Genomic DNA, 24,002 nt, shown 5'->3' on the forward strand with positions numbered 1-24,002 from the left:
ACCGTCATGCTCTCAGATCGAGCCGTGCACCGGATGGGCGTACGGGCCGTGCACGGCGACCTCAGCCCAGCGCGCCGGGCTGACGCGGGTGAGCAGGACGAGGCCCACCAGGACGTGCGCCGCTCCCAGGATGAGGAACATCCAGGGGGAGGTGAGCGGAGCCCCGCCCACGCCGAGCACCGCCATGCCGAGATGGAAGCCGCCGTGGATGCCGGCCGCGGCCCAGACGCTGCGCAGCAGGATCCCGAGGGCGGCGGCGGTGAGGGAGAACCCGAACGGGATCGTCAGATACGACAGGTGCCCGATCAGTCCCTGCTGGCCGCCCGAGCTCCCCAGGTGCGGCAGGGTGAACACCACCGCGGCGATGAACACTGCCCGACGGGGCCGTGACCGCAGCGACTGAAGCAGATAGCCGCGCATCAGCACCTCCTCGCCGATGCCCTGCAGAACGAAGGACCGAACCAGGATGTAGGCGAGCAGCAGCCAGGCGGGGATCTGCGCCAGAGCGGCGGGGGCGCCGAGCGCGGCCTCCTCCGCCGTGGCGGGCCCCGCCGGGGACGCCAGCACCGGCTCCACCAGCAGCCAGCCCGCGGTGGCGGCAGCGGCGATCGCCACGGAGACGGCGGTGCCGACGACCAGGGCGATGAGAGCACGCGGCCCCGGTCGCAGCCCCAGGTCGCCGACCGGGCGACGGTCAGCCCAGCGCACCAGCGCCATGGAGCCGCCGACGAACACCACCAGCGCCAGCGGCCACACCAGAAGTGCGATGCGCATATGCGCGGCGTCGTCGGCGCCGACGAAGTCGGCATGGGCATCGGGCAGGAGCGCGAGCACCAGCATCGGCGCGGCAGGGGCCGCAGCGAACACGGCAAGGGTCAGCAGGATGCGCACCCACATCGGAAGGCGGGGCTGAACGGTGGGGGAGGGAGGCTGAGATGTCATGTCCTCCACGCTAGGAATCGGTGCCCCTGGGGCTTCAGTGCCGCTCGTCACCGACACCCATGACCCGTGTCATGGGTCAGTGCACGGCCGCCGCGCATAGGCTCATGCCGTGACCCGACCAGAGAGCACCGCCGACCCCACCCGCGCCCTGCCGCTCCTGCAGGCCGGAGCCCTGTTCTGCTACCTGCTGGGGGTGCTGCAGTTCGCGAACCCCGATGCGCTCGAGGACCCGTCGGCCCCCGTCTTCACCGCCGCTTCCGCACCGATCGCCACCGGCATCGCGGCGATCACAGCCAGCGTCGGTCTGCTGTGGGTCCTGCGGCGCAGCCTCACCAGCAGGCGCATCCGGTCCGCGCTGGCGATCCTCGTCTTCGCGCTGCTCGCCGCCGGCGCCCTCCTCGGCCACCTGGGCCTGTACGCACCAGCGCTGATCCTCTCCACTCTGCTCCTCGTGCTCGACGCCTCCTGGCGGATCTCCCTTGCTGCCGTTGCCATCGACGCCGCCGTCAGCATCGCCGCCGGGCCGCTCCTGTTCGGCACGCCCGTCCTCCACGCTGTTCTGAACGTGCTGCCCGTGGCGATGGTGTACGCCCTCGGCACCATCCTCGGCGTCATCCTCGCCCGCTACGCGACCCTCGTGGAGGAGGAGCGCCGCGCCGTCGCGCAGCGCGACCGCGCCCTGCAGGAACTGGCGCGCCGCAGCGTCGCCGAACGCGATCTCATGCTCGCCGAAGAACGGGCACGAGCCGCCGCCGAACTCCACGACGGGCTCGGCCACCGCCTCACCCTCATCGGCATGAGCCTCGAATTCGCGCAGCGGATGCGCGACCGCGCACCCGAGGCGGCCTGGCAGGAGATCGCCACCGCCCGGACCACCGCCTCCGATGCCATGGGGGAGATGCGCACCTGGGTGCGGGCCCTCAGCCCCATCCGCCGCGACGGGTCCCACGGCATCGCCGCTGTTGAGGACGCCGTCGCCTCCTTCGAACGCACCGGCCTGACCGTCACCCTCACCGAGGACCTCGCCGGCGCAGCCCTCACCGAACCGATGGAGCGCCTGTCGCTGCGCACCGTCCAGGAGGGCCTCACCAACGCCCTGCGGCATGCCCGCGCCGACCATGTCACCATCGACATCCACCACGACCGCGCTGAGGGCACCGTCACCGTCACTGTCCAGAACCCCGCTGCGGACGCACCCGTCGGCCTCCTGCCCGCCGAGCACCGCGGCATCGGACTCACCGGCCTCACCCGCGCCGCCCGCATCCTCGGCGGCACCCTCACCGCCGACGCCCGCCCGGCAGGTGAGGGAGCCGGGCGGGTCTTCCGCCTCACCGTCACCGTCCCCGCGGGCGAGGCCCTCGCCACCACCGAAGGAGCCCCAGCATGACCTCCACCGACCGTCCGCCCCTGCGTGTCCTCGTGGTCGACGACCAGCAGCTGCTGCGCCGCGGCCTCACCCTCCTGCTCAGCACCGAGGACGGCATCGACGTGGCGGCCCAGGCCGCCGACGGGCACGAAGCCCTCGCCGTTCTCGCCACCACCGACGTCGACGCCGTCCTCACCGACGCGAAGATGCCCCACATGGACGGAATCGACCTCGTCCGGGCCGTTGCCGACCGCCACCCCGGCCTGCCGGTGCTGGTGCTCACCACCTTCGACGAACCCGACCTCGTGCAGGGCGCCATCGCCGCCGGAGCTGCCGGCTTCCTCCTGAAGGACTCCTCGACCACCACCCTCGCCGACGCGCTGCGCGCAGCCGTCGGCGGCGGCATGGTGATCGACCCGCGCGTCGCCCGCGCCGCGTACTCCCCGCCACCGTCCGGAGAGGGGGAGGAGGGCATCCTGACCGTCCTCACCCCGACCGAGCGGCGCGTTGCCGAAAAGGTGGCCGACGGGTGCTCCAACCAGGAGATCGCCGCGCAGCTGTTCCTCGCCGAGGGGACGGTCCGCAACCACATCTCCGCTCTGCTGCGCAAAACCGGTGCCCGTGACCGCACCGTCCTCGCCCTCGACCTGTTCAAGGCGCTGCGCTGAGAGCCCCGCGCGGGAGAGCGGGGAGAGGCGCGGCCCTCAGGTGAAGAAGGGGCTGACCGCCAGCAGCACCAGCATCGTGCCGATCGAGGTCACCAGCGCCGTATCGCGCGAGACCTCCTCCGCCGTCTCATAGTGCGCCGCCGTCACGTACACGTTCTGCGCCGTCGGCAGAGCCGCCATCACGACCGCCGCGAACAGCGCATGACCGGACAGCCCGAACAGCACCGCCGCCGCACCGAACGCCACCAGCGGCATCACGATCAGCTTGAACGCGCTCGCCAGAAACACATCAGCGCGCACCCCATCGGTCTTCGCGAGCGGCTTCGAGGCCACCAGCGACATGCCGAAGCTGATCAGCAGACCGGGGATCGACAGCCCGCCCAGGATCTCGATCGGCTCCATGGCGAACGCGGGCAGGCTCCACCCCGCCGCCAGCAGAGCGATGCCGATCGCCGCCGCGATGATCGTCGGGTTCGCCGCAACGTTCGCCGCGAACGCCTTCAGCGACGGCCGCTGCCCGCTCTTCACCGCATGCAGGACGAACTGGAACATCGGGGTGAAGAGCGCCATCTGGAACAGCACGATCGGCAGTGCGAACGCCACATCGCCCAGCACGTACGCCGCCAGCGGGAAGCCCATGTTCGCGGAGTTCACCATCGAGGCGCTGACCGCCGTCACCAGGGTGTGCTCGGGGCGCCGACGCAGCAGCAACTGCGCAGCCGCCCCCGTCAGCGCCACGGTCATGAACGCCGCAATCGCTGCGATAGCGAAATGCGGGGACAGCACCATCGAGAGGTCCGAATCCATCAGTGAGGTGAACACCAGCGCGGGCGTCCCCACGAAATAGGTGATGCGGTTCAGCACGAACCGCCCCTGCGGGCCGAGGATCCCGGTCAGGCCAGCGGCGATGCCGACCGCGATCAGGACCGAAATGATGAAGAAGCCGCTGAGAACTCCGAGCATTCAGGATCGCCGGCTCACCGCGACGCGATCTGGCCCGGCATCCCCGGGACGGGCTGCGCGGGATCGGTCCCGATGCCCACGATGCGGTTGTTCTCGTCCACGTGCACCACGCGCGGCTCATGCACCGCGGCCTCCGCGTCATCCATCAGCCCGTAGGCGATGAGGATGACGAGGTCACCGGGATGCACCAGGTGGGCGGCCGCGCCGTTCACCTTGATCTCGCCGGTGCCGTGCTCCCCGCGGATGACATAGGTCTCGAGACGGGCACCATTGGTGATGTCGACGATCGCGACCTTCTCGTTCTCCATGAGTCCGGCGGCGTCCAGCAGGTCGGCGTCCACCGTCACGGAGCCGACATAGTGCAGGTCCGCCTGGGTGACGGTGGCGCGGTGGATCTTCGAGGTCATCAGTGTTCGCATCATGATGCCCCCATTGTCCCACCGGAAGCGCCCGCGGTCAGTGAGGCGTTCGCCGCATCCGCGCAGGGGCGACGGGCCTGTCACGCTCAGGGCCCACCGGCCCCGTTCCTGCGATACTGGGGGAGTTCACCGGCGCCTGCCGGCAGGGCCCCGTCGGCCCGCATGAGGAACAGCAGACCCGCGCCGCGCCGGCCCGCAGAGGAGGAACCGATGCCGAAAGCGAAGAACCGCCGCTCCAAGGGGACGCCCTTCGAGGACATGGCCCTGCCCACCGAGCTGATCAACGAACTCGACTACCACGGCTTCACCCGCGCCTTCGAGATCCAGGAGGCGATCCTCCCCGACGCGCTCGCGGGCCGCGACGTCCTCGCCCGCGCTGAGACCGGCAGCGGCAAGACCCTCGCGTTCACCCTCGCGATGACGGCGCGCTTCCGCGGCCGACGGGTGCACAAGCGGCGCCCGCTCGGCATCGTGCTGGTGCCCACGCGCGAGCTGGCGGTGCAGGTCGTCGACACCATCCACCCATTCGCCCGCGCAGTCGGCATCCGCGCGCAGCTGGTCGCCGGCGGGATGAACATCGAGAAGCAGGCCGAGGCGCTGAGGCGCGGAGTCGCGATCATCGTCGCCACCCCCGGCCGGGTGAAGGACCTCGCGATCCGCGGCGACCTCGGGCTCGACTGCATCGAGACCACCGTGATCGACGAGGCGGACCACATGGCCGACCTCGGCTTCCTGCCGCAGATCGGGGAGATCCTCGCGAACATCCCCATGGGCACGCAGAAGATGCTGTTCTCCGCGACCCTCGACGACCAGGTGGAGCGGATCGTCGACGACTTCCTCGTGGACCCCGTCACCCACGAGACCACGCCGGTGGCGGCAGCTGTGAAGACGATGCGGCACGAGGCATACGCCATCAACCCCAAGCGCAAGCGCGAGATCACCGCCCAGATCGCGGCCCGCGACGGCCGCACCCTCATCTTCACCCGCACGCAGCTGGGCGCGGAGCGAGTCGCCCAGGAGCTCGTGGAGGTCGGGGTGCCCGCCGCCGCGCTGCACGGCTCCAAGCAGCAGGGCATGCGCACCAACGTCCTCGCCGGCTTCCGCAACGGCGCCTACGACGTCCTCGTCGCCACGGACGTTGCGGCGCGCGGCATCCACATCGACGACGTCTCCCTCGTCCTGCACGTGGACCCGCCGGAGACGGCGAAGGACTACGTGCACCGGTCGGGTCGCACCGCCCGCGCCGGCGCGCACGGCATCGTGGTCACCCTTGTCCTCCCGCACCAGAAGGACGGCGTGTCGCGGCTCCTGGATGCAGCGGAAGCCCCCGTCCAATGGCATGATGTGACCTCTGAGAACGATGAGGTGCTCCGCTTCGTGGGCGGCAGGGCCCCGTCGGGCGAACCCGCGGAGGATCCCGCGATGATCAAGCACAAGGGTGCCCCGCGGCGCCTCGACATCCGAGGCGGCAGGGGAGCCGACCAGCGGCGCGCCGAGGTGCGCCGCGAGAACGAGGCGCGGCGCTCCGTCTACGACCAGGACGGCGAGGGCGCCGCAGGGGCCGCATCCGGGAGCCGGGGCGGCGCCCGCCGACGGCACCAGCGGCGGACGACCACGAGCACCTGGCGGGGCCAGGGCGAGGGCGCGTCCGAGCGCAGGAGCCCGCGGGGCGGCCGTTCCGGCGCCGGGCGAGGCGGCGGACGCGGCCGAGGGCAGGGTGGCCCGAAGCGCTCCGGCGGTGCACGCAGTCGGGGGAAATAAGGACCAGTAAGGATCAGATATGGCAATCAGCTTGTTCGACCTGTTCAAGATCGGCATCGGGCCGTCGTCCTCGCACACCGTCGGTCCCATGCGCGCCGCGAACGAGTGGGCGCAGGAGATCCTCGCCGATGAGGGCATCCGTTCCCGACTCGATGACCTCGATGTCCACCTGTACGGCTCCCTCGCCGCCACCGGCATCGGCCACGGCACCCTCGATGCCGTCATCCTCGGCCTGGAGGGCAATGACCCCCGTGAGATCGACCCCGTCAAGGGCTGGGAGCGCGCCCAGGAGATCGAGAAGGAGGGCGGGCTGCTGCTCGGCGGGCAGGTGCCCGTCACCCTGCGCCCCTCCACGATCGTGGTGCACCCCCTCACCTTCCTGCCCGAGCACTCCAACGGCATGACCTTCAACGCCCTGGACGCCGACGGCGAAGTCATCGCCACACGCACGTCCTTCTCAGTCGGCGGCGGCTTCGTGCTCACCAAGGAGGAGATCAACGCGCGAGGTGCGGACGCGGCCGACGAAGCCGAGGACGTCAACCCGATCTTCACCACCGGCGCTGAGCTGCTGCGCGTGTGCGAGGAGCACGGCATCTCCATCTCGCAGGCCATGATGTGGCGCGAGCGCCAGTGGCGCACCGAAGAGGAGGTCCGTGCCGGCGCACTGGAGATCTGGGCCGCGATGGACGCCTGCATCACCGCCGGGATGCACACTCCCGGTGTTCTGCCGGGCGGGCTGAACGTCAAGCGCCGCGCTGCCGGCTGGTACGAGTCCCTCCAGGCGGAGGATCCGGACAAGAGCCGCGACAGCCAGTTCGACTGGGTCAGCCTCGCCGCTCTCGCCGTCAACGAGGAGAACGCGGCGGGCGGCCGGGTCGTCACCGCCCCCACCAACGGCGCAGCCGGCATCATCCCCGCCGTCCTGTTCTACGCCCTCAACTTCCTGGACTTCGACTCTCAGGAGGAGAAGGACGACGCGGTGGTGCGCTTCCTGCTCGCCGCGGCCGCCGTCGGCTCCCTGTACAAGGAGAACGCCTCGATCTCGGGCGCCGAGGTCGGCTGTCAGGGTGAGGTCGGCTCCGCGTCATCCATGGCCGCGGCCGGCCTCGCCGAGGTGATGGGCGCCAAGCCCCCGCAGGTGGAGAACGCCGCGGAGATCGCGATGGAGCACAACCTGGGCCTCACGTGCGACCCCGTGGGCGGCCTCGTGCAGATCCCCTGCATCGAACGCAACGCGATGGGGTCCATCAAGGCGATCACGGCGGTGCGGTTCGCCCTGCGCGGCAACGGTGAGCACCTGGTCTCCCTGGACACCGTCATCGAGACGATGCGCCGCACCGGCAAGGACATGAACGAGCGCTACAAGGAGACCGCAATGGGCGGTCTCGCGATCACGGTGCCGGTGTCGCTGCCCGAGTGCTGACCCGATTCTGTGCTTCAGCCCACATGCGATAGCGTTGTGAGGGTCACGCCGCAGGAGCCGGCGGACAGCGGAAGGAACCACGCCCGTCGGCTCCTGCGCTTCTGACCAGCACCGCCGCACCCGGACCCGTGGAGGAGAGCCAGGATGACCACCCAGAACCCGTCGGAACCCGCTGAGCAGACCCAGGACGTCTACCCGCCGAGCTCCGAATTCTCCACCAACGCGGTCGCGCGTCCCAGTCTCTACGAGGAAGCCGCTGCTGATCGCCTGAAGTTCTGGGAGCTGCGCGCCCGCCTGCTCAACTGGTCGAAGCCGTTCACCGAGGTCCTCGACTACTCCAACGCCCCGTTCGCCCGCTGGTTCGCCGACGGTCGCCTCAACGCCTGCTACAACGCCGTGGACCGCCACATCGAATCCGGCCACGGCGACCAGGTCGCCCTCTTCGCCGAATACGAGGACGGCGCCGACGCCTCCTACACCTACGCCCAGGTGAAGGACGAGGTCTCCCGCATGGCCAACGCCCTGCAGGACCTCGGCGTCACCACGGGGGACCGCGTCGCCATCTACCTGCCGATGATCCCCGAAGCGGTGTTCGCCATGCTCGCCTGCGCCCGCATCGGCGCACCCCACTCAGTCGTGTTCGGCGGCTTCTCCGCCGACGCCCTCCGCTCGCGCATCGACGACGCCGGCGCCGTGGCCGTCATCACCGCCGACGGCCAGTTCCGCCGCGGCAAGGCGCTCCCCCTCAAGCCCGCTGTGGACGACGCCCTCGAGGGCTCGCAGGGCACCGTGAAGAACGTGCTCGTGGTCAAGCGCACCGGAGGCGACGTCGCCTGGACCGACGGCCGCGACCACTGGTGGCACGAACTGCGCGAGGACGCATCCACCGAGCACGAGCCCGTCGCGGTCGACGCCGAGCACCCGCTGTTCATCCTCTACACCTCCGGCACCACCGGGAAGCCGAAGGGCATCGTCCACACCACCGGCGGGTACCTCACCCAGGCCGCCTACACGCACCGCAACGTCTTCGACCTCAAGCCGTCCTCCGACGTCTACTGGTGCACCGCCGACATCGGCTGGATCACCGGCCACACCTACGTGGTGTACGGACCGATGGTGAACCGCACCACGCAGGTCATCTACGAGGGCACCCCCGACACCCCGCACCAGGGCCGCTGGTGGGAGGTCATCCAGAAGTACGGCGTCACCACCTTCTACTCCTCGCCCACGGCGATCCGCACCGCCATGAAGTGGGGCGAGGACATCCCCGCGAAGTTCGACCTCTCCAGCCTGCGCCTGCTCGGAACGGTCGGCGAGTCCATCAACCCGGAGGCATGGCGCTGGTACCGCCGCGTCATCGGCGGTGACCGCTGCCCGATCGTCGACACCTGGTGGCAGACCGAGACCGGTGCGATCATGATCTCCCCGCTGCCCGGCGTCACGCCCCTGAAGCCCGGCAGTGCGCAGGTGCCCCTGCCGGGGATCAGCGCCGACGTTCTCGACGACAACGGTGAGGCCGTCCAGCCCGACGAGCCAGGCTTCCTCGTGCTCACCGATCCGTGGCCGGCCATGCTGCGCGGCATCTGGGGCGATGACCAGCGCTTCATCGACACCTACTGGTCCCGCTTCGAGAACCGGTACTTCGCCGGTGACGGCGCCAAGAAGGACGCCGACGGGGACATCTGGGTGACCGGTCGCGTGGACGACGTCATGAACGTCTCCGGCCACCGCCTGTCCACCTCCGAGATCGAATCCGCCCTCGTCTCCCACCCATGGGTCGCCGAAGCCGCCGTCGTCGGCGCAGCCGACGAGACCACCGGACAGTCCGTCGTCGCATTCGTCATCCTCCGCTCGGATGCGCTCGGCGACGTCGAGGCTGAGGGCGGCGAGGAGAACGCGGTGCAGGTGCTGCGCGCGCATGTAGGCCAGGAGATCGGCCCGATCGCCAAGCCGAAGAAGGTCCTGCTCGTCACCGAGCTGCCCAAGACCCGATCCGGCAAGATCATGCGCCGCCTGCTGCGCGATGTCGCCGAGAACCGCGAGGTGGGGGACACCCAGACCCTCGCCGATTCCTCCGTGATGGACCTCATCCAGCGCGGCCTCGCCGGCAAGTGAGCAAGTGATGGAACAATGATGGCCATGGCTGAGAAGAAGACCGAACCGTTCCAGAGCGACCCGACGAAGACGCGGGCATCGCTCAACGACGTCGCCGAATCCGTCGGCATCACCAGTGCGATCGCAGTGCGCGCCCTGCGCGGCGCCCCGGACATCAAACCGGACCTCGCGCAGCGCACCCGCGAAGCCGCTGAGCGCCTCAACTTCCCCCTCGAGGACATCTCGGAGGAGGACGCGCGCAACGGAGTCATCGCCGTCCTGGTGAACACGATGCGCAACACGTGGATCTCCGACCTTGTGCGGGCCATCCGCATTGAGCTGTCGGCCACCGGGCGCACGGTCGTGGTGGTGCCGACCCGTCAGCGCGTCCCGGAGTACCCGGTGACGGTGGACGAGTCCACCATCTCCTCGCTGACCGCGCTCGGCGTGGACGGCTTCATCATGGCTTCCGACCTCCCCGATATGGACGTGGTGCGCCGCGCCATCGGCTCCCGCCCGATCGTCGCGATCGGCGCATCCAAGCAGCACATCGGCACCATGGACACGGTCCGCATCGACGACGAGGCCGGCCTCGGCCTCGTCGTGGACCACCTGGTGGCGATGGGGCACAAGGACATCGCCCACGTGGGCGGTGTGGGGTATACGGTGGCGCAGGAGCGCGCCGAGGCGTTCACCGCGGCCATGGCACGCCACGGTCTGGAGGACCGCGCACGTGTGGAGCCCGCCGACTTCTCCGAACAGGTGGGGCGCACCGCCGGGTCGATGCTGCTGAACGGCTCCTCGGTTCCGACCGCGATCACCTGCTCGAACGACGTCACTGCGACGGGAGTCCTCACCGCAGCGGTCGAGGCGGGCTACAGCGTTCCGGCGGACCTGTCGGTCGTCGGCTACGGCAACACCTCGCTCGCCGCCTCCGGAACGGCGCAGCTCACCAGCATCGATCCGAATTCGCGGCGCCTGGGTGCGATGGCGGCGCAGTTCATCGTGGAGCGCGCCGGTGGGTACGACGGTCCGGCCCGCGACGTCGCGGTGACCCCGCGGCTGGAAGTGCGCCGCAGCTCCTCGGCGGGCCCCCGCCCGGAGAAGCAGCGGCGCCGCCGGATCACCCTCGACTGACATAACGACCAGATCACAGTCCTGATAGGGTTTCTTCATGATCAACTCTTCGAATGACCGCGCGTCGCGGACGAGCCAGCGATCCATCAGCGAGCTCATCACGTCCATCAAAGCCGAGGTCACCGGCGTTGTGCAGCGAGAGATCGCCATCGCCAAGAAGGAGATCACGGACATCGTGGTCAAGGCCGGCATCACCGCCGCCCTTGCCGCCGTCCTGGTGTTCTTCCTGCTCAGCGCCTGGGTGATGCTCCTGTTCACCGCCGCATGGGGTCTGGTGGCCCTGGGTCTCAGCCCGTGGCTGTCCTTCCTCATCGTCGCCGCTGCGCTCATCGTGCTCGGCCTGATCCTGGGCCTCGCGGCGTTCCTGGTCGCGAAGAGGATCAAGGGCCCGACCACCACCGTCGAAACCGCCACCAGCGCCGTCGGAGCAGTGCAGGGCAAGCGCCCCGTGAACGCCGCTGACTACGACGACGCCTACGAGGAGCTCTACGGCAAGCAGGTCGCTGCTCGCTCCGTGGAGAAGACGAAGGCCCGCGCCTGAGTCGCCTCCCTCATCATCGAGAAGCGGATCGCCCTGCGGGCGGTCCGCTTTTCCGTTCCCCAGACGCGCAGAATATGCTGGCCTGGTGACTCTTCGACTGCATGACTCCGCCACCCGCACGCTCTCGGACTTCATTCCGCTGACGGAGGGGAAGGTGGGCCTGTACGTCTGCGGTCCCACCGTGCAGGACGGGCCGCACATCGGGCACGTCCGCACCTTCCTCGCATTTGACGTCCTCGTGCGCTGGCTGCGCCGCAGCGGATACGACGTCACCTATGTCCGCAACGTCACCGACATCGATGACAAGATCCTCGCCCGCGCCGAGCAGGAGGGCCGCCCCTGGTGGGCTTGGTCCATCCAGCACGAGCGCCTCTTCGGCGAGATCATGGACCGCTTCGGTGCTGTGCGCCCCGACTACGAACCGCGCGCCACCGGGCATGTGCCCGAACAGGTCGACTTCATGCAGCTGCTGATCGACCGCGGCAACGCCTACGCCGACGGTGAGGGCAACGTCTACTTCGACGTCCGCTCCCTGCCGGAGTACGGCTCCCTGACGAACCAGTCCCTCGATGACATGATCGACGACGTCGAAGCCCCCGAGCGCGGTAAGCGCGACCGTCGGGACTTCGCGCTGTGGAAGCAGGCGAAGGCCGACGAGCCGGAGTCCGCCGCGTGGAACACCCCGTTCGGTCGCGGCCGGCCCGGCTGGCACCTCGAATGCTCCGCCATGAGCCGGAAGTACCTGGGGGAGTCGTTCGACATCCACGGCGGCGGCCTCGACCTCCGCTTCCCCCACCACGAGAACGAGCAGGCGCAGTCGTTCGGCGCCGGCTACGGGTTCGCACAGCGCTGGATGCACGCCGGCATGCTCACCGTGGACGGCATGAAGATGGGCAAGAGCCTCGGCAACTTCATCACCGCCGAAGAGGCGCTGACGCAGTCCTCCCCGCAGGCGATCCGTCTGGCGATGGTCTCCAGTCACTACCGGTCCGACATGGAGTTCAACAGCCGCATCCTCGGCGACGCCGAGACGGTCATCGCGCGACTGGATGCGTCCGTGCTCCGCGCCGTGGAGGCGGTCGATGGATCCTCAGCATCGGCGGAGCTGATCGACCCCGCGGAGGCGGATCTGCCGGAGGCGTTCGTCGCCGCGATGGACGACGACCTCTCCGTGGCCGATGCCCTCGCCGTCATCCACCGCACCCACGCGGACCTCAACACCCTCCTCGGCGCGAAACAGCAGGACCTGACGGCGATCGCCCGCACGGTCTCGTCCCTGCGCGGCATGCTGGATGTGCTGGGCCTGGACCCAGTGCAGTGGCGCGCCCAGAGCACCCGGACCTCGGGAACGGCCGCAGAGGATGCGTTGGATGCGCTGGTGACCGCGCAGCTCGAGGAGCGGGCCCAGGCGCGCGCCGCGAAGGACTGGGCGGCGGCCGACGCCATCCGCGAGCGACTCGGTGCCGCCGGCATCACCATCGAGGACGGTGCGGACGGCGCCCGCTGGTCGCTGACCGACCACTGACCACACGACACCGACACCACGCGCGCGCCGATGCGGCGCCGAATCCGATTCGGAGGAATCATGGCACGCTCAGCACCCAAGGGCTCAGGAGGCCAGCGCCGACGCGGTCTGCGCGGCCGCGGCCCCACCCCCAAGGCGGAGGACCGCCCGTACCACAAGGCGTACAAGCGCACGCAGGACACCGTCGGCCGCGCCGGTGCGAAAACGGGCAGGCGCCGACCGAAGCCGAAGGCTCAGAAGGACATCGCGAACCGCCCCACCCACATCGCAGGCCGCAACTCCGTGCTCGAGGCGATGCGGGACGAGGTGCCGTCCCTGGGCCTCACCCTGCAGATCCGCATGGATGTGGACGACCGCGTGCGCGAGATCATGCGGATCGCGCAGGCGGAGAACATTCCGCTGCGAGAAGCCAGCCGCAACGAACTGGACACCATGACCGACGGCGCCGTCCACCAGGGCGTGGTGCTGACCATCCCGCCGTACGAGTACGCCGACATCGACGAACTGATGGACATCGCCGCTCAGCGCTTCGAGGCGCCGCTGTTCGTGGCGCTCGACGGCATCACCGACCCGCGCAACCTCGGCGCCATCCTCCGCAGCGCCGGTGCGTTCGGTGTGCATGGCGTGATCGTGCCGGAGCGCCGCTCCGCGCAGATGACCGCCAGCGTGTACAAAGTGGCCGCCGGTGCCGCCGGACGCGTGCGGGTGGCGCAGGTGACGAACCTGAACCGTGCGATCGACGACCTCAAGAAGCGCGGTGTGTTCGCCGTCGGCCTCGACGCCGACGGGGACCAGAACCCCCGCGAGCTGACGTTCGCCCCGGACCCGCTGGTGCTGGTCATCGGTGCGGAGGACAAGGGCATCTCCCGTCTCACGCGGGAGAAGTGCGATGCGATCACATCCATTCCGATGGCGGCGACCACGGAGTCGCTGAACGCGTCGGTGGCGGCGTCGATCGTGCTGTACGAGGTGGCGGGCCACCGCGCCCGCGCCGGCCTGCGCTGAGCCGCTCGGGCGGCGGGGCGTCAGCCCTCGAAGATCGGGATCGCTGACGTCTCCGAGGTGATCAGCGCCCGCTCATCCTGACGGTGGATCAGGACGGTGAGGATGTAGTCCTGAACGGTCTGGTCCATCGTCGCGTCGTGTCCGAGGCGCTGCGACAGGTGCCACCGATGCTCCAGCAGTTCGTGGTAGAACTCCGGCGCCTGCAGTTTGCGGCGCATCGCCCGGGGAATCGCCCTCACCACCGGCTCGTAGCACTCCTGCAGCCATTCGTGAGCCACGAAGTCCTCGTCCTCGCCCTGCTGGTCCGTTTCGGCCGCGTACTGGTCGAGGTCGTTCAGCAGGCGCCGAGCCTGGTTCTCCTGCGCGTCGATGCCGGTCAGGCGCAGCAGACGCCGTGCATGGTGACCGGCGTCCACCACCTTCGGCTGGATGCTGACCGAGGTGCCGTCGAGGTCGGTGGTGATGTCGAGTTCGTCCACGTCGAAGCCGAGCTCGTTGAGCTTCTCGATGCGGGCGGAGACCCGCCAGCGCTCATCGGAGCTGAACGTCTCCCGTTCGGTGAGGGTCGCCCACAGTACCTGGTAGCGCTGCACCAGCTGGTCACCGATCTCGATCGCATCGACGTCATCGGCGAGCTTCTCCCCGGCCTGCAGGTCGAACATCTCTCCGATGATGTTGGTACGGGCGAGGTCGAGGTCGTATTCGCGCTGACCGCGCGAGAGGGTCTCGTGCAGCTGCCCGGTCTCGACGTCGACGAGGTAGGCGGCGAAGGAGCCGGCATCGCGGCGGAACAGCGTGTTGGACAGGGACACATCGCCCCAGTAGAAGCCGGCGAGGTGGAGGCGCACCAGCAGCACGGCAAGGGCATCGAGCAGACGGCTCGCGGTCTGCGGCTGATTCACCTGAGAGAACAGCGCACGGTACGGCAGGGAGTACTGGAGGTGGCGGGTGATGAGGATCGCGTCCAAGGGCCTGCCATCGACCGTCTCCCTGCCGGACACCACGGCGAAGGACTCCACCGCTGGAATGTTCATCTTCGCCAGCAGCCGCAGCAGTCGGAACTCGCTGCGGGCGAGGTCCTCGGTGATCTCCTTGAGGGCGAGCACACGCCCGGAGACACGGGCGAACCGCACCACGTGGCGGGAGATGCCGCGGGGGAGGGAGGCGAGAAGGTCGTCCGGCCAGTCCGCCAAGGGGAGGTGCCACGGCAGATCCAGCAGGGCGGGATCGGGACGTGCAGCGGAGATCTCCAGGGCGGCCATGGGTCCATTGTCTCCCATCACGGGGTCCGGTGATGACGAGGGGCGCGCACCCGGATGGATGCACGCCCCTCGCCCTTCGGTCGGGCCGGGTCAGTCGCCCAGGCGCAGGCCGCTGCTGAGATCGAACAGGTGCACGTGGTTCTGCTTCGGGCGGAAGTGGACCGTCTCACCCTTCTGCGGGGGAGTGCGGCCGTCCACGCGCGCGATGATCGGCTTCGCGGTTGGGTTCTTCTCACCAGCGAGGCGGCCGTACACGTAGGCGTCGGCGCCGAGCTCCTCGACTACGTCGATCTCGACCGGCAGGCCCTCGCCCTCCGGGGAGATCTCCAGATCCTCGGGGCGGACACCGACGGTGACGGAGTTGTCCGAGGACTGGGAGAGCGTGGAGCGGTCCACCGGCACGAGGGCGCCGCCGAACTGCACACCGCCCTCGGAGAGCGGCTGCTCGATGAGGTTCATGGCGGGGGAGCCGATGAAGCCGGCCACGAACACGTTCGCCGGGCGGTCGTACATGGTGCGCGGGGTGTCGACCTGCTGCAGGATGCCGTGGTCCAGGACGGCCACGCGGTCACCCATGGTCATGGCCTCGGTCTGGTCGTGCGTCACGTACACGGTGGTGACGCCGAGGCGGCGCTGCAGGGACGCGATCTGAGTACGGGTGGAGACGCGCAGCTTCGCATCGAGGTTCGACAGCGGCTCGTCCATGAGGAACACCTGGGGGCTGCGGACGATGGCGCGGCCCATGGCCACACGCTGGCGCTGACCGCCGGAGAGGGCCTTCGGCTTGCGGTCCAGGTACTCGGTGAGGTCGAGGATCTCGGCGGCCTCGCGGACGCGCTCACGGATCTCGGCCTTCGGCTTGCCCTGGATCTTCAGTGCGAAGCCCATATTGTCCGCCACGGACATGTGGGGGTACAGCGCGTAGTTCTGGAACACCATGGCGATGTCGCGGTCCTTCGGCGGGACGTCGGTGACGTCGCGGTCGCCGATGAGGATGCGGCCGGCATTGACCTCTTCGAGGCCGGCGAGCATGCGCAGAGCGGTCGACTTGCCCGAGCCCGACGGGCCGACGAGGACGAGGAACTCGCCGTCCTCGATGTCGATGTTGAGGCTGTCCACCGAGGGCTTGTCGTTGCCCGGGTAGATGCGGGTGGCACTGTCATAGGTCACGGTTGCCATGGGGCTGTTCTCCTTCACCGGCAGGTACGTGCCGGACGATCCGTTGTGAAGCGAAGCCTGCGAACCTCGTTGTCGCAGGTCCAGTGATCGTATCGCAGGTTCTCCGCCGGATGTGGGACATTCCACAGCCGGGCTGCGGAGATGTTCGCCTGGTAGAACAGGGGCATGAAGCTGCGCGACCTCACCGCCAAGATCCTCTCCCGCCGCGACGACTCCGCCGACCCGCTGCGGATCGTCCAGGCCGGGCACCCTGCTCTGCGGGCATCCAGCGCCGCCTTCACCGATCAGCTCGATGCCGACGAGCTCTCCGCCCTGCTGCGGGCCATGGTCATCACCATGCACGAGGCGCCCGGCGTCGGTGTGGCGGCGCCCCAGATCGGCCTGCCGCTGCGGCTCGTGGTGATGGAGGATTCCGTCGGCTTCGACGAGGAGGAGGGCGAGGACCCCCTCGAGCGCCGTGATCTGCCCCTGCACTGCATCGCCAACCCCCGGTACGAGGGAGTCGGCGAGACCGTGGTGTACGCATGGGAGGGGTGCCTGAGCGTGGACGGCTGGCGCTCCATCGTTCCGCGCCACCAGCAGGTGCGGGTGCGCGGAACCGTCATCGGGGCCGACGGGTCCCGCCGTGACCTCGACGAGGTGTGGTCCGGGTGGCCCGCCCGCATCTTCCAGCACGAAGCCGACCACCTCGACGGGATTCTCTGCCATGACCGCGCCGTGGATCGGTCCATGATCTGGGAGGACTACGCTCCGTACTATGAGGAGCTGACGGACGCGGTCGACTACCTCGGGCTGACCGGCCCGATCACCGAACTCAACCCCGGTGAGGTCGCCCACACCCGACCCGCGTCCCAGCCCTGAGACCAGCTGAGCCCGCCCCTTTGGGCATGCAGAGGGCTCACCGGAAGGAGACCCCATGGCCGCTGCGAAGAACGCAGGCAAGGACATCCCGACTCCCGAGGAGGCGGGCGTCCAGATCGCCGACCGCCACTTCGCCCTGATCGACCGTGCGCTCGCCCTGCAGGCGCCGCTGGCGAACAAGTACATCGACGGCATCCGCCGCAAGCGCCCCGAGCTCACCGATGATCAGGTCGTGCGGCGCATCGAGAAGCAGTTCCTCACCCTCGCCACCGCGACCGGCGCCGGCGTCGGCGGAACCGCCGCCCTGCCCGGCGTGGGAACCGCTCTGGCGGTCGGGCTGACCGCCGGTGAAGGCGCCGCGTTTGCCGAGGCATGCGCCTTCCTCGCCCTGTCCGTTGCGCGCGTGCGCGGGGTGGACATGACCGATCCGGAGCGCCGCCGCATGGTCACGCTCGGCATCATCGGCGGTGAGCGCGGCAGTGAGATCGTTGCGAAGGCGCTCGGCAAGCAGGGGGCGCAGTGGTCCACTGTGCTGGACGGCATCGCACCCGACTTCGTCATGGCCCAGGTCAACAAACGCGTGAAGAAGTGGATCCAGCGCCGGGCGGCGACTCGCCTCGGCGGGGTGTGGCTGGGCCGCCTCGCCCCGTTCGGCCTCGGCGCGGCGATCGGCGGATTCGGCAATCGCGCCGTGGCCAAGAGCGTCATCGACGCCTCGCGTGAGATCTTCTCCCACGCCCACACCACCACCATCGAGGGCGCGAAGAAGGACGAGCGACCGTCGCCCTGACGCCCAGAGCCGAGCGGGCCCCCGACTGCACAGTGCAATCGGGGGCCCGCCTCGTGGACCAGGTGATCCGGACAGAGATCAGTCCTTCTCGAAGAACTCCTTCGGGGTGTACTCGTTGTAGTGCTCAGGGCCCGCTTCGACAGCGCGCTTGAACGATGCGCGGATCTCCGCCTCGGCTGCGGAGCGGCCCTCCCAGTGGGCGCCCTCCACGCTCTTGCCCGGCTCGAGGTCCTTGTAGACCTCGAAGAAGTGCTGGATCTCCAGGCGGTGGAACTCGGAGACGTCGGTCAGCTCCTGACGGCGCACCTGGCGCTTGTCCTCGACGGGGACGGCGAGGATCTTGTCGTCACCGCCGGCCTCATCGCGCATGCGGAACATGCCGATCGCACGGCAGCGGATCAGGCAGCCGGGGAACGTGGGCTCCTCCAGCAGAACGAGGACGTCCAGGGGATCGCCGTCCTCACCGAGGGTGCCTTCGATGAACCCGTAGTCGTCCGGGTAGCGGGTGGCGGTGAAGAGCATGCGGTCCAGGCGGATGCGCCCGGTGTGGTGCTCCACCTCATACTTGTTGCGATTCCCCTTGGGGATCTCGATCGTTGCGTCGAATTCCACGTCTGACTCCATTGGCTCAACGGAAAAGGTCTCAGGCGCGCGACCTAGGGCCGGCGCATCAATTGGGTCCACCCTACCCCCGTGATCCCCAGCCGGCCTGCAGCATCGCCGATCCGCTACTGTGATGCCCGACGGGTTCGCGTTCGATGGGAGGGAGCGGATGAAGCGGAGTGTGCGCGCAGCAGCTCTGGGTCTGTGCCTTGCCGTCCCCGTCGGGTTCTATGCACTGGCCGACGCCGTGGACGCTCTGCCGGGCGTCATCACGATCGACCGCGCCTCCGGCCACCCTCCGGTCAACCCACCCGCCGCCGCGGAGACGATGACGCCGCCCGCCCCAAAGGCGCTCGCCCCCGTCGACCCCAGCTCGGGCGCTCCCGCAGGTCAGTCGAGCGCCGACCCCGATGCCGACCCCAGCGCCGATGCGTCCGGGGACGCTGTCCAGCCGACGGTGTCCGGCGACCAGATCACTGCCGCGATGATGCGCGCCGCCGAGATCCCCGTGGTCAACAACCACCTCGCCTTCAGCGTGGTCGACGCCCGCACGGGGGAGACCATCGCGGAGCACGACGGCGACACCGCACGCGTCCCAGCGTCCACCATGAAGCTGCTCACGTCCGTCGCGGCGGCGCGCCACATCGACCTGGATTCCCGGCTGACGACCTCCACCCATCTGAAGGGCGGGGACCTGTTCCTCCGCGGCGGCGGCGACATGATGCTGACCACCGAGTCCGCGGCGTCGAAACCGGTGGTGAAGGAGGACCTCTCCCGCGCCTCCATCACGGACCTCGCCCGCGCCACCGCCGACGACCTGAAGAAGCAGGGCGTCACATCCGTAGCCCTGCACCTCGACGACACCGCGTTCGCCGACGATCCCGTCAACCCCGCCTGGGGCAGCAATGGGCCCTCCGGTGGGTGGGTCGCCCCCATCACCGCGATCGCGGTCGACGGCGGCCGCCTGGACGGCGAACCGTACGGACCGAAGTCCACCAACCCCTCGGAGGACGCCCTCACGGCGTTCCGCGCCGAACTGGAGAAGAACGGCATCACCGTCACCGGGGAGCCGAACCGCGCCGCAGTGCCGAAGGACGCCGCTGAGATCGCCCAGGTGCAGTCCGCGCCCGTCCGCGACCTCATCCACCACACCCTCATCCACTCGGACAACACCACCGCGGAGGTCCTCGGCCGCCTCGTCGCCGCCGAGCAGGGCAAGCCGGCCACAGTCGCCGGCGCCCGCGACGCCGTCCAGGAGGACATCATTCTGCTGGCCCGTGACGAGGGCCTGCATGCCGACGGGCTCCGCATCGCCGACAACTCCGGCCTCTCCGCCGACAACCGCATCCCGCCGCGTCTGCTGGCCGAACTCAACGCCTGGTCCACCGGCAAAGCGCCCGACCCGGTGCGCGAGGTGTTCACCCTCGTCCCCATCAGCGGGCTCGAGGGCACCCTCGCCGACCGCTTCGAAGCCTCCTCCGTCACCGACGCGCGCGGCATCGTCCGCGGTAAGACCGGGTACCTCGCCGGCACCTCCTCCCTCACCGGGGTCACCACCCTCGCCGACGGCCGCGTGGTCGGCTTCTCCATCGTCGTGTACGGCTTCGACGGAGCGGACGCGGACGCCGCCCGCGCAGCCGTGGACACCACCGCCGCGCTGATGATCCGCGAGCAGTCCTGATGACGGGACCGCCGCCGCAGATCGCGCGCGCCCGCACAGCGGTCCGCGCCGCGCTCCTGCAGCGCCTCACCGACCTCGCCGACCGCACCGACCACGCGCTCCACGGCGACCAGGCGGATGCCTCCGCCCGCATCATCGTCGGCCTCAGCGGCGGCGCGGACTCCACTGCTCTGCTCGCCACCGCCGTCTGGTGCGCCCGGAAGCTGGGTCTGAGCACTCACGCCGTCATCATCGACCACGGCCTCGCCGACGACTCCGCCTCCGTGGCGGAGCGCGCCCGCACCACCGCCGAACGAGTCGGCGCCGACCAGGTGACCGTCCGACGGGTGCAGGTCGACCGGGATGCGCCCGGGGGAGTGGAGCAGAGCGCCCGCACCGCCCGCCTCGACGCCCTCGATGAGATCGCCGACGCCACCGGGGCCCTCGCCGTCCTGCTCGGCCACACCCTCGACGACCAGGCCGAACAGGTGCTGCTCGGGCTCGCCCGCGGCTCCGGCGCCCGCTCGCTGGCCGGCATTCCCCGTGAGCGCGGCCGCATCCTCCGCCCCTTCCTCGGCACCGGCCGCGATGAGACCACCGGGCTGTGGCGCAAGGACACCCGCGCCATCTGCGACCAGCTCGACCTCGACATCTGGGACGACCCCATGAACGAGGACCAGGACCTGCTGCGCGTCGCCGTGCGCACCGCCGCGCTGCCGCAGCTGCAGGAGGTGCTGGGCGAGCACGTCACCTCCGCGCTCGTGCGCACAGCGGACCTCCTGCGCGATGACGCCGACGTCCTCGACGACCTCGCCGCCGAGGAGTTCACCGCTGCTCGCCGGCATCCGTCGGCCGAGGACCCCGACGGCACCGTGCTCGCCCTCAGCGCCACCGCGCTCGCGCCGCTGGCGCGGGCCCTGCGCACCCGGGTGCTGAAGCTCGCCGCTGTGGAGGCCGCCCGCCTCGGCGGGCACCCGTCGGACAAGTCGATCCTGCGCCGGCAGGTGCTCGCCGCCGACTCCCTGCTGTCCGCATACCGCGGTCAGGGCCCGATCCCGCTACCCGGTAGGATCGATGTGCATCGGTCCAACGGGGCCATCCTGTTCGTGACCACCCACCCAGCAGCGACCCAGCGGAGGCCTTCGTGACCAGCCAGGACCACCATCCGGATGTGCAGAGCATCCTGCTGACCGAACAGCAGATCGCCGACCGCGTGGCCGAGCTCGGCCGCGAGATCGCGGAGGCGTACCAGGATGAGCCGCCCCTGCTCGTCGGCGTGCTCAAGGGCGCCGTCATGATCGTCGCCGACCTCGCCCGCCGCATCGACCTGCCGATCGACATGGACTGGATGGCCGTGTCCTCCTACGGCAGCGGCACCAAGTCCTCCGGCGTGGTCCGCATCATCAAGGATCTCAACGCGGACATCACCGGTCGGCGCGTCCTCATCGTCGAGGACATCATCGACTCCGGGCTCACCCTCTCCTGGCTGATCGCCAACCTCCGCTCTCGCGGCCCCAAGAGCGTGGAGATCTGCACCCTGCTGCGCAAGCCCGACGCCGTCAAGGTCGACATCGACGTCCGCTTCTGCGGCTTCGACATCCCCAACGAGTTCGTTGTGGGCTATGGCCTGGATCACGCAGAACAGTACCGGAACCTGCCGTACATCGGGGTTCTCAAGCCCTCGGCGTACACGGACTGATCCCACTCGCCAGAGCCCAGCACGGGCGGCTACCGTAGCCCCATCATCATCCACGAATCGGAATAGCGCATTTCATCTATGGCAAAGAAAAAGAAGGCCCGCGTCCCATCCGCGGCGGTTGCGATCATCGCCCTCGCGGTGCTCGCCTTCCTCCTGTTCAGCCTTTTCGGCTCCGGCGGGTACCAGAAGATCGACACCCAGCAGGGCCTGGAGCTGCTGAACTCCAAGAAGGTCGAGCAGGCCGAGATCATCGACGGCAACCAGCAGCAGGTGAACCTCGTCCTCACCGAGGAGTTCGAGGACAAGGGCACCAAGGTCCAGTTCCCGTACGTCACCGCCCGCGGTGACGCCGTCGTCAAGGCCGTGGAGGACGCCGCCCCGAAGAAGGGCTACACCGACGAGATCGCGCGGTCGTCCTGGCTGTCCACCCTCGCCTTCTCCGTCCTGCCGCTGCTGCTGTTCCTCGGCCTGTTCTGGTTCCTCATCATGAACGCCCAGGGCGGCGGCCGCGCCATGCAGTTCGGCAAGTCCAAGGCGAAGCTGTTCAACAAGGAGGCCCCGAAGGTCACCTTCGCGGACGTCGCCGGTGCCCAGGAGGCGGTCGAGGAGCTCGACGAGATCAAGCAGTTCCTCGTCTCCCCGGAGCGCTACCAGGCCGTCGGGGCGAAGATCCCCAAGGGCGTGCTGCTGTACGGCCCGCCGGGAACGGGTAAGACTCTCATCGCCAAGGCCGTCGCCGGTGAGGCGGGCGTGCCGTTCTACTCCATCTCCGGTTCGGACTTCGTGGAGATGTTCGTCGGAGTCGGCGCCTCGCGCGTGCGCGACCTGTTCTCCACCGCGAAGGAGAACGCCCCCGCCATCATCTTCATCGATGAGATCGACGCCGTCGGTCGCCACCGCGGCGCCGGCATGGGCGGCGGTCACGACGAGCGCGAGCAGACCCTGAACCAGATGCTCGTGGAGATGGACGGCTTCGAGGAGAACCAGAACGTCATCCTCATCGCTGCCACCAACCGCGTGGACATCCTCGACCCGGCGCTGCTGCGCCCCGGCCGCTTCGACCGCCAGATCGCAGTGGAGGCGCCCGACCTCAAGGGCCGCCTGAAGATCCTCCAGGTCCACGCCAAGGGCAAGCCCTTCGCCGATGACATCGACTTCGAGAACATCGCCCGCCGCTCCATCGGCATGTCCGGCGCTGACCTCGCGAACGTCCTCAACGAGGCGGCGCTGCTGACCGCCCGCAGCGGCAACCAGATCATCGACAACCGCGCCCTGGACGAGGCGATCGACCGCGTCTCCATGGGTCCGCAGCGGTACTCGAAGGTCATGACGGAGCGCGAGCGCCAGATGACCGCCTACCATGAGGGCGGCCACGCGCTCGTGGCGGCGGCGCTGAACAACTCCGCCCCCGTCACGAAGGTGACGATCCTGCCGCGCGGCCGCGCCGGCGGCTACACGATGGTGGTCCCCACCCAGGACCGCAACTACCAGTCCCGCAATGAGCTGCTGGACCGCCTCGCCTACGCGATGGGCGGGTACGCCGTGGAGGAGGGCATCTTCCACGACGTCACCACCGGCCCCAGCTCGGACCTGCAGAACGCCACGAAGATCGCCCGCACCATGGTCACCCAGCTCGGTATGAGCGATGTGGTGGGCCAGGTGGCGCTCGCCAGCGACCAGGACGAAGTGTTCGTCGGCATGCAGCAGGGCCAGGGCCCGCGCTACTCCCCGGAGACCGCGGAGCTGATCGACAACGAGATCCGCCGCCTGCTCGACAACGCCCTCGATGAGGCCTGGCAGATCATCCGCGAGAACCGCGATGTCCTCGACCGCCTCGTGGAGGAGCTGCTGGAGAAGGAGACCCTGGACGAGCACCAGCTCGCGGACATCTTCGCGAACGTGAAGAAGCGCGCGCCGCGCGAGGTCTGGCAGTCCTCCTCCACCCGGCCCGTGTTCCACGAGCCCCTCGTGGGCGGCGCACCCGGGCAGATCAGCGGCGAGCCCGACGGCACCGAGAACAAGGGCGCCGGCGAACCGCTGAGCCCCACCCCACCCGAGCTGCCGCAGCCCGGCGGCGACGAGCCCCCGATCCCAGGAGCGTGAG

General features: G+C 69.5%; 21 protein-coding genes. 15 read left to right on the forward strand and 6 right to left on the reverse strand.

Going from position 1 to position 24,002, the window contains the following annotated elements; genetic code table 11:
* Positions 1-12 precede the first annotated feature (12 nt).
* A complete protein-coding gene (locus tag MHY20_RS01895; RefSeq protein ID WP_239374200.1) occupies positions 13-942 on the reverse strand; it encodes a CPBP family intramembrane glutamic endopeptidase in 930 nt (309 codons plus the stop codon).
* A 109-nt stretch (positions 943-1,051) separates the two neighbouring features.
* Between MHY20_RS01895 and MHY20_RS11705 the strand changes: the two genes are divergently transcribed.
* Positions 1,052-2,329 (forward strand): histidine kinase, encoded by a 1,278-nt coding sequence (locus tag MHY20_RS11705; RefSeq protein WP_239374203.1) that lies wholly within the window; start codon positions 1,052-1,054, stop codon positions 2,327-2,329.
* Entirely contained in the window at positions 2,326-2,976 is a 651-nt protein-coding gene (locus MHY20_RS01905) for a response regulator transcription factor (protein ID WP_239374206.1), read from the forward strand. The genes MHY20_RS11705 and MHY20_RS01905 overlap by 4 nt, the downstream gene beginning before the upstream one ends.
* A 36-nt stretch (positions 2,977-3,012) precedes the next feature.
* Here MHY20_RS01905 and MHY20_RS01910 read toward each other — a convergent pair whose 3' ends face one another.
* Positions 3,013-3,939, reverse strand: coding sequence for an AEC family transporter (locus tag MHY20_RS01910; protein WP_239374209.1), 927 nt, complete (start codon positions 3,937-3,939; stop codon positions 3,013-3,015).
* Between the two features lie 14 nt (positions 3,940-3,953).
* Positions 3,954-4,361 (reverse strand): aspartate 1-decarboxylase, encoded by a 408-nt coding sequence (gene panD, locus MHY20_RS01915; protein WP_183374914.1) that lies wholly within the window; start codon positions 4,359-4,361, stop codon positions 3,954-3,956.
* A 207-nt stretch (positions 4,362-4,568) separates the two neighbouring features.
* Between panD and MHY20_RS01920 the strand changes: the two genes are divergently transcribed.
* From MHY20_RS01920 to rlmB, 7 genes are all read left to right on the forward strand, one after another.
* A complete protein-coding gene (locus MHY20_RS01920; protein ID WP_239374212.1) occupies positions 4,569-6,119 on the forward strand; it encodes a DEAD/DEAH box helicase in 1,551 nt (516 codons plus the stop codon).
* A 19-nt stretch (positions 6,120-6,138) separates the two neighbouring features.
* Positions 6,139-7,542 carry an L-serine ammonia-lyase gene (locus MHY20_RS01925; RefSeq protein ID WP_239374214.1) on the forward strand — a complete coding sequence of 468 codons (1,404 nt, stop codon included), beginning with the start codon at positions 6,139-6,141 and terminating at the stop codon, positions 7,540-7,542.
* Between the two features lie 144 nt (positions 7,543-7,686).
* Positions 7,687-9,657 carry an acetate--CoA ligase gene (gene acs, locus MHY20_RS01930; RefSeq protein ID WP_239374216.1) on the forward strand — a complete coding sequence of 657 codons (1,971 nt, stop codon included), beginning with the start codon at positions 7,687-7,689 and terminating at the stop codon, positions 9,655-9,657.
* Positions 9,658-9,681: 24 nt separating this feature from the next.
* Complete coding sequence (locus MHY20_RS01935) at positions 9,682-10,773, forward strand: LacI family DNA-binding transcriptional regulator (RefSeq protein WP_239374218.1); 1,092 nt, start codon at positions 9,682-9,684, stop codon at positions 10,771-10,773.
* Positions 10,774-10,810: 37 nt separating this feature from the next.
* Complete coding sequence (locus MHY20_RS01940; protein WP_183374904.1) at positions 10,811-11,314, forward strand: phage holin family protein; 504 nt, start codon at positions 10,811-10,813, stop codon at positions 11,312-11,314.
* Positions 11,315-11,399: 85 nt separating this feature from the next.
* Positions 11,400-12,839, forward strand: a complete 1,440-nt coding sequence (cysS, locus tag MHY20_RS01945; RefSeq protein ID WP_239374220.1) for a cysteine--tRNA ligase — start codon at positions 11,400-11,402, stop codon at positions 12,837-12,839.
* A gap of 60 nt (positions 12,840-12,899) precedes the next feature.
* Positions 12,900-13,844, forward strand: a complete 945-nt coding sequence (rlmB, locus tag MHY20_RS01950) for a 23S rRNA (guanosine(2251)-2'-O)-methyltransferase RlmB (protein WP_239374222.1) — start codon at positions 12,900-12,902, stop codon at positions 13,842-13,844.
* Positions 13,845-13,864: 20 nt separating this feature from the next.
* Here rlmB and MHY20_RS01955 read toward each other — a convergent pair whose 3' ends face one another.
* Together MHY20_RS01955 and ugpC are read right to left on the reverse strand one after the other, a co-directional pair.
* Positions 13,865-15,106, reverse strand: a complete 1,242-nt coding sequence (locus MHY20_RS01955; RefSeq protein WP_239374224.1) for a DUF4032 domain-containing protein — start codon at positions 15,104-15,106, stop codon at positions 13,865-13,867.
* Between the two features lie 90 nt (positions 15,107-15,196).
* On the reverse strand, positions 15,197-16,285 hold the full coding sequence (gene ugpC / locus MHY20_RS01960) for a sn-glycerol-3-phosphate ABC transporter ATP-binding protein UgpC (protein WP_239374226.1): 1,089 nt from the start codon (positions 16,283-16,285) through the stop codon (positions 15,197-15,199).
* A gap of 165 nt (positions 16,286-16,450) precedes the next feature.
* On the opposite strand from ugpC, the gene MHY20_RS01965 reads away from it, so the two are divergent.
* Positions 16,451-17,146 carry a peptide deformylase gene (locus MHY20_RS01965; protein ID WP_239374228.1) on the forward strand — a complete coding sequence of 232 codons (696 nt, stop codon included), beginning with the start codon at positions 16,451-16,453 and terminating at the stop codon, positions 17,144-17,146.
* 55 nt (positions 17,147-17,201) lie between these two features.
* Positions 17,202-17,936: a hypothetical protein gene (locus MHY20_RS01970; protein ID WP_239374230.1), complete on the forward strand. Its 735-nt coding sequence runs from the start codon at positions 17,202-17,204 to the stop codon at positions 17,934-17,936.
* Between the two features lie 78 nt (positions 17,937-18,014).
* Here MHY20_RS01970 and MHY20_RS01975 read toward each other — a convergent pair whose 3' ends face one another.
* Positions 18,015-18,548: an inorganic diphosphatase gene (locus MHY20_RS01975; RefSeq protein WP_183374890.1), complete on the reverse strand. Its 534-nt coding sequence runs from the start codon at positions 18,546-18,548 to the stop codon at positions 18,015-18,017.
* 124 nt (positions 18,549-18,672) lie between these two features.
* Between MHY20_RS01975 and dacB the strand changes: the two genes are divergently transcribed.
* From dacB to ftsH, 4 genes are all read left to right on the forward strand, one after another.
* Positions 18,673-20,220, forward strand: a complete 1,548-nt coding sequence (gene dacB, locus MHY20_RS01980; protein WP_239374232.1) for a D-alanyl-D-alanine carboxypeptidase/D-alanyl-D-alanine-endopeptidase — start codon at positions 18,673-18,675, stop codon at positions 20,218-20,220.
* Entirely contained in the window at positions 20,220-21,347 is a 1,128-nt protein-coding gene (gene tilS, locus MHY20_RS01985; RefSeq protein WP_239374235.1) for a tRNA lysidine(34) synthetase TilS, read from the forward strand. Before dacB ends, tilS begins: the two co-directional genes overlap by 1 nt.
* Positions 21,344-21,898 (forward strand): hypoxanthine phosphoribosyltransferase, encoded by a 555-nt coding sequence (gene hpt, locus MHY20_RS01990; protein WP_183374879.1) that lies wholly within the window; start codon positions 21,344-21,346, stop codon positions 21,896-21,898. The genes tilS and hpt overlap by 4 nt, the downstream gene beginning before the upstream one ends.
* A gap of 78 nt (positions 21,899-21,976) precedes the next feature.
* Complete coding sequence (gene ftsH, locus MHY20_RS01995) at positions 21,977-24,001, forward strand: ATP-dependent zinc metalloprotease FtsH (protein WP_183374877.1); 2,025 nt, start codon at positions 21,977-21,979, stop codon at positions 23,999-24,001.
* The last annotated feature ends 1 nt before the right edge of the window (position 24,002 follow it).

Source organism: Helcobacillus sp. ACRRO (assembly GCF_022347125.1).
Taxonomy (GTDB): Bacteria; Actinomycetota; Actinomycetes; order Actinomycetales; family Dermabacteraceae; genus Helcobacillus; species Helcobacillus massiliensis.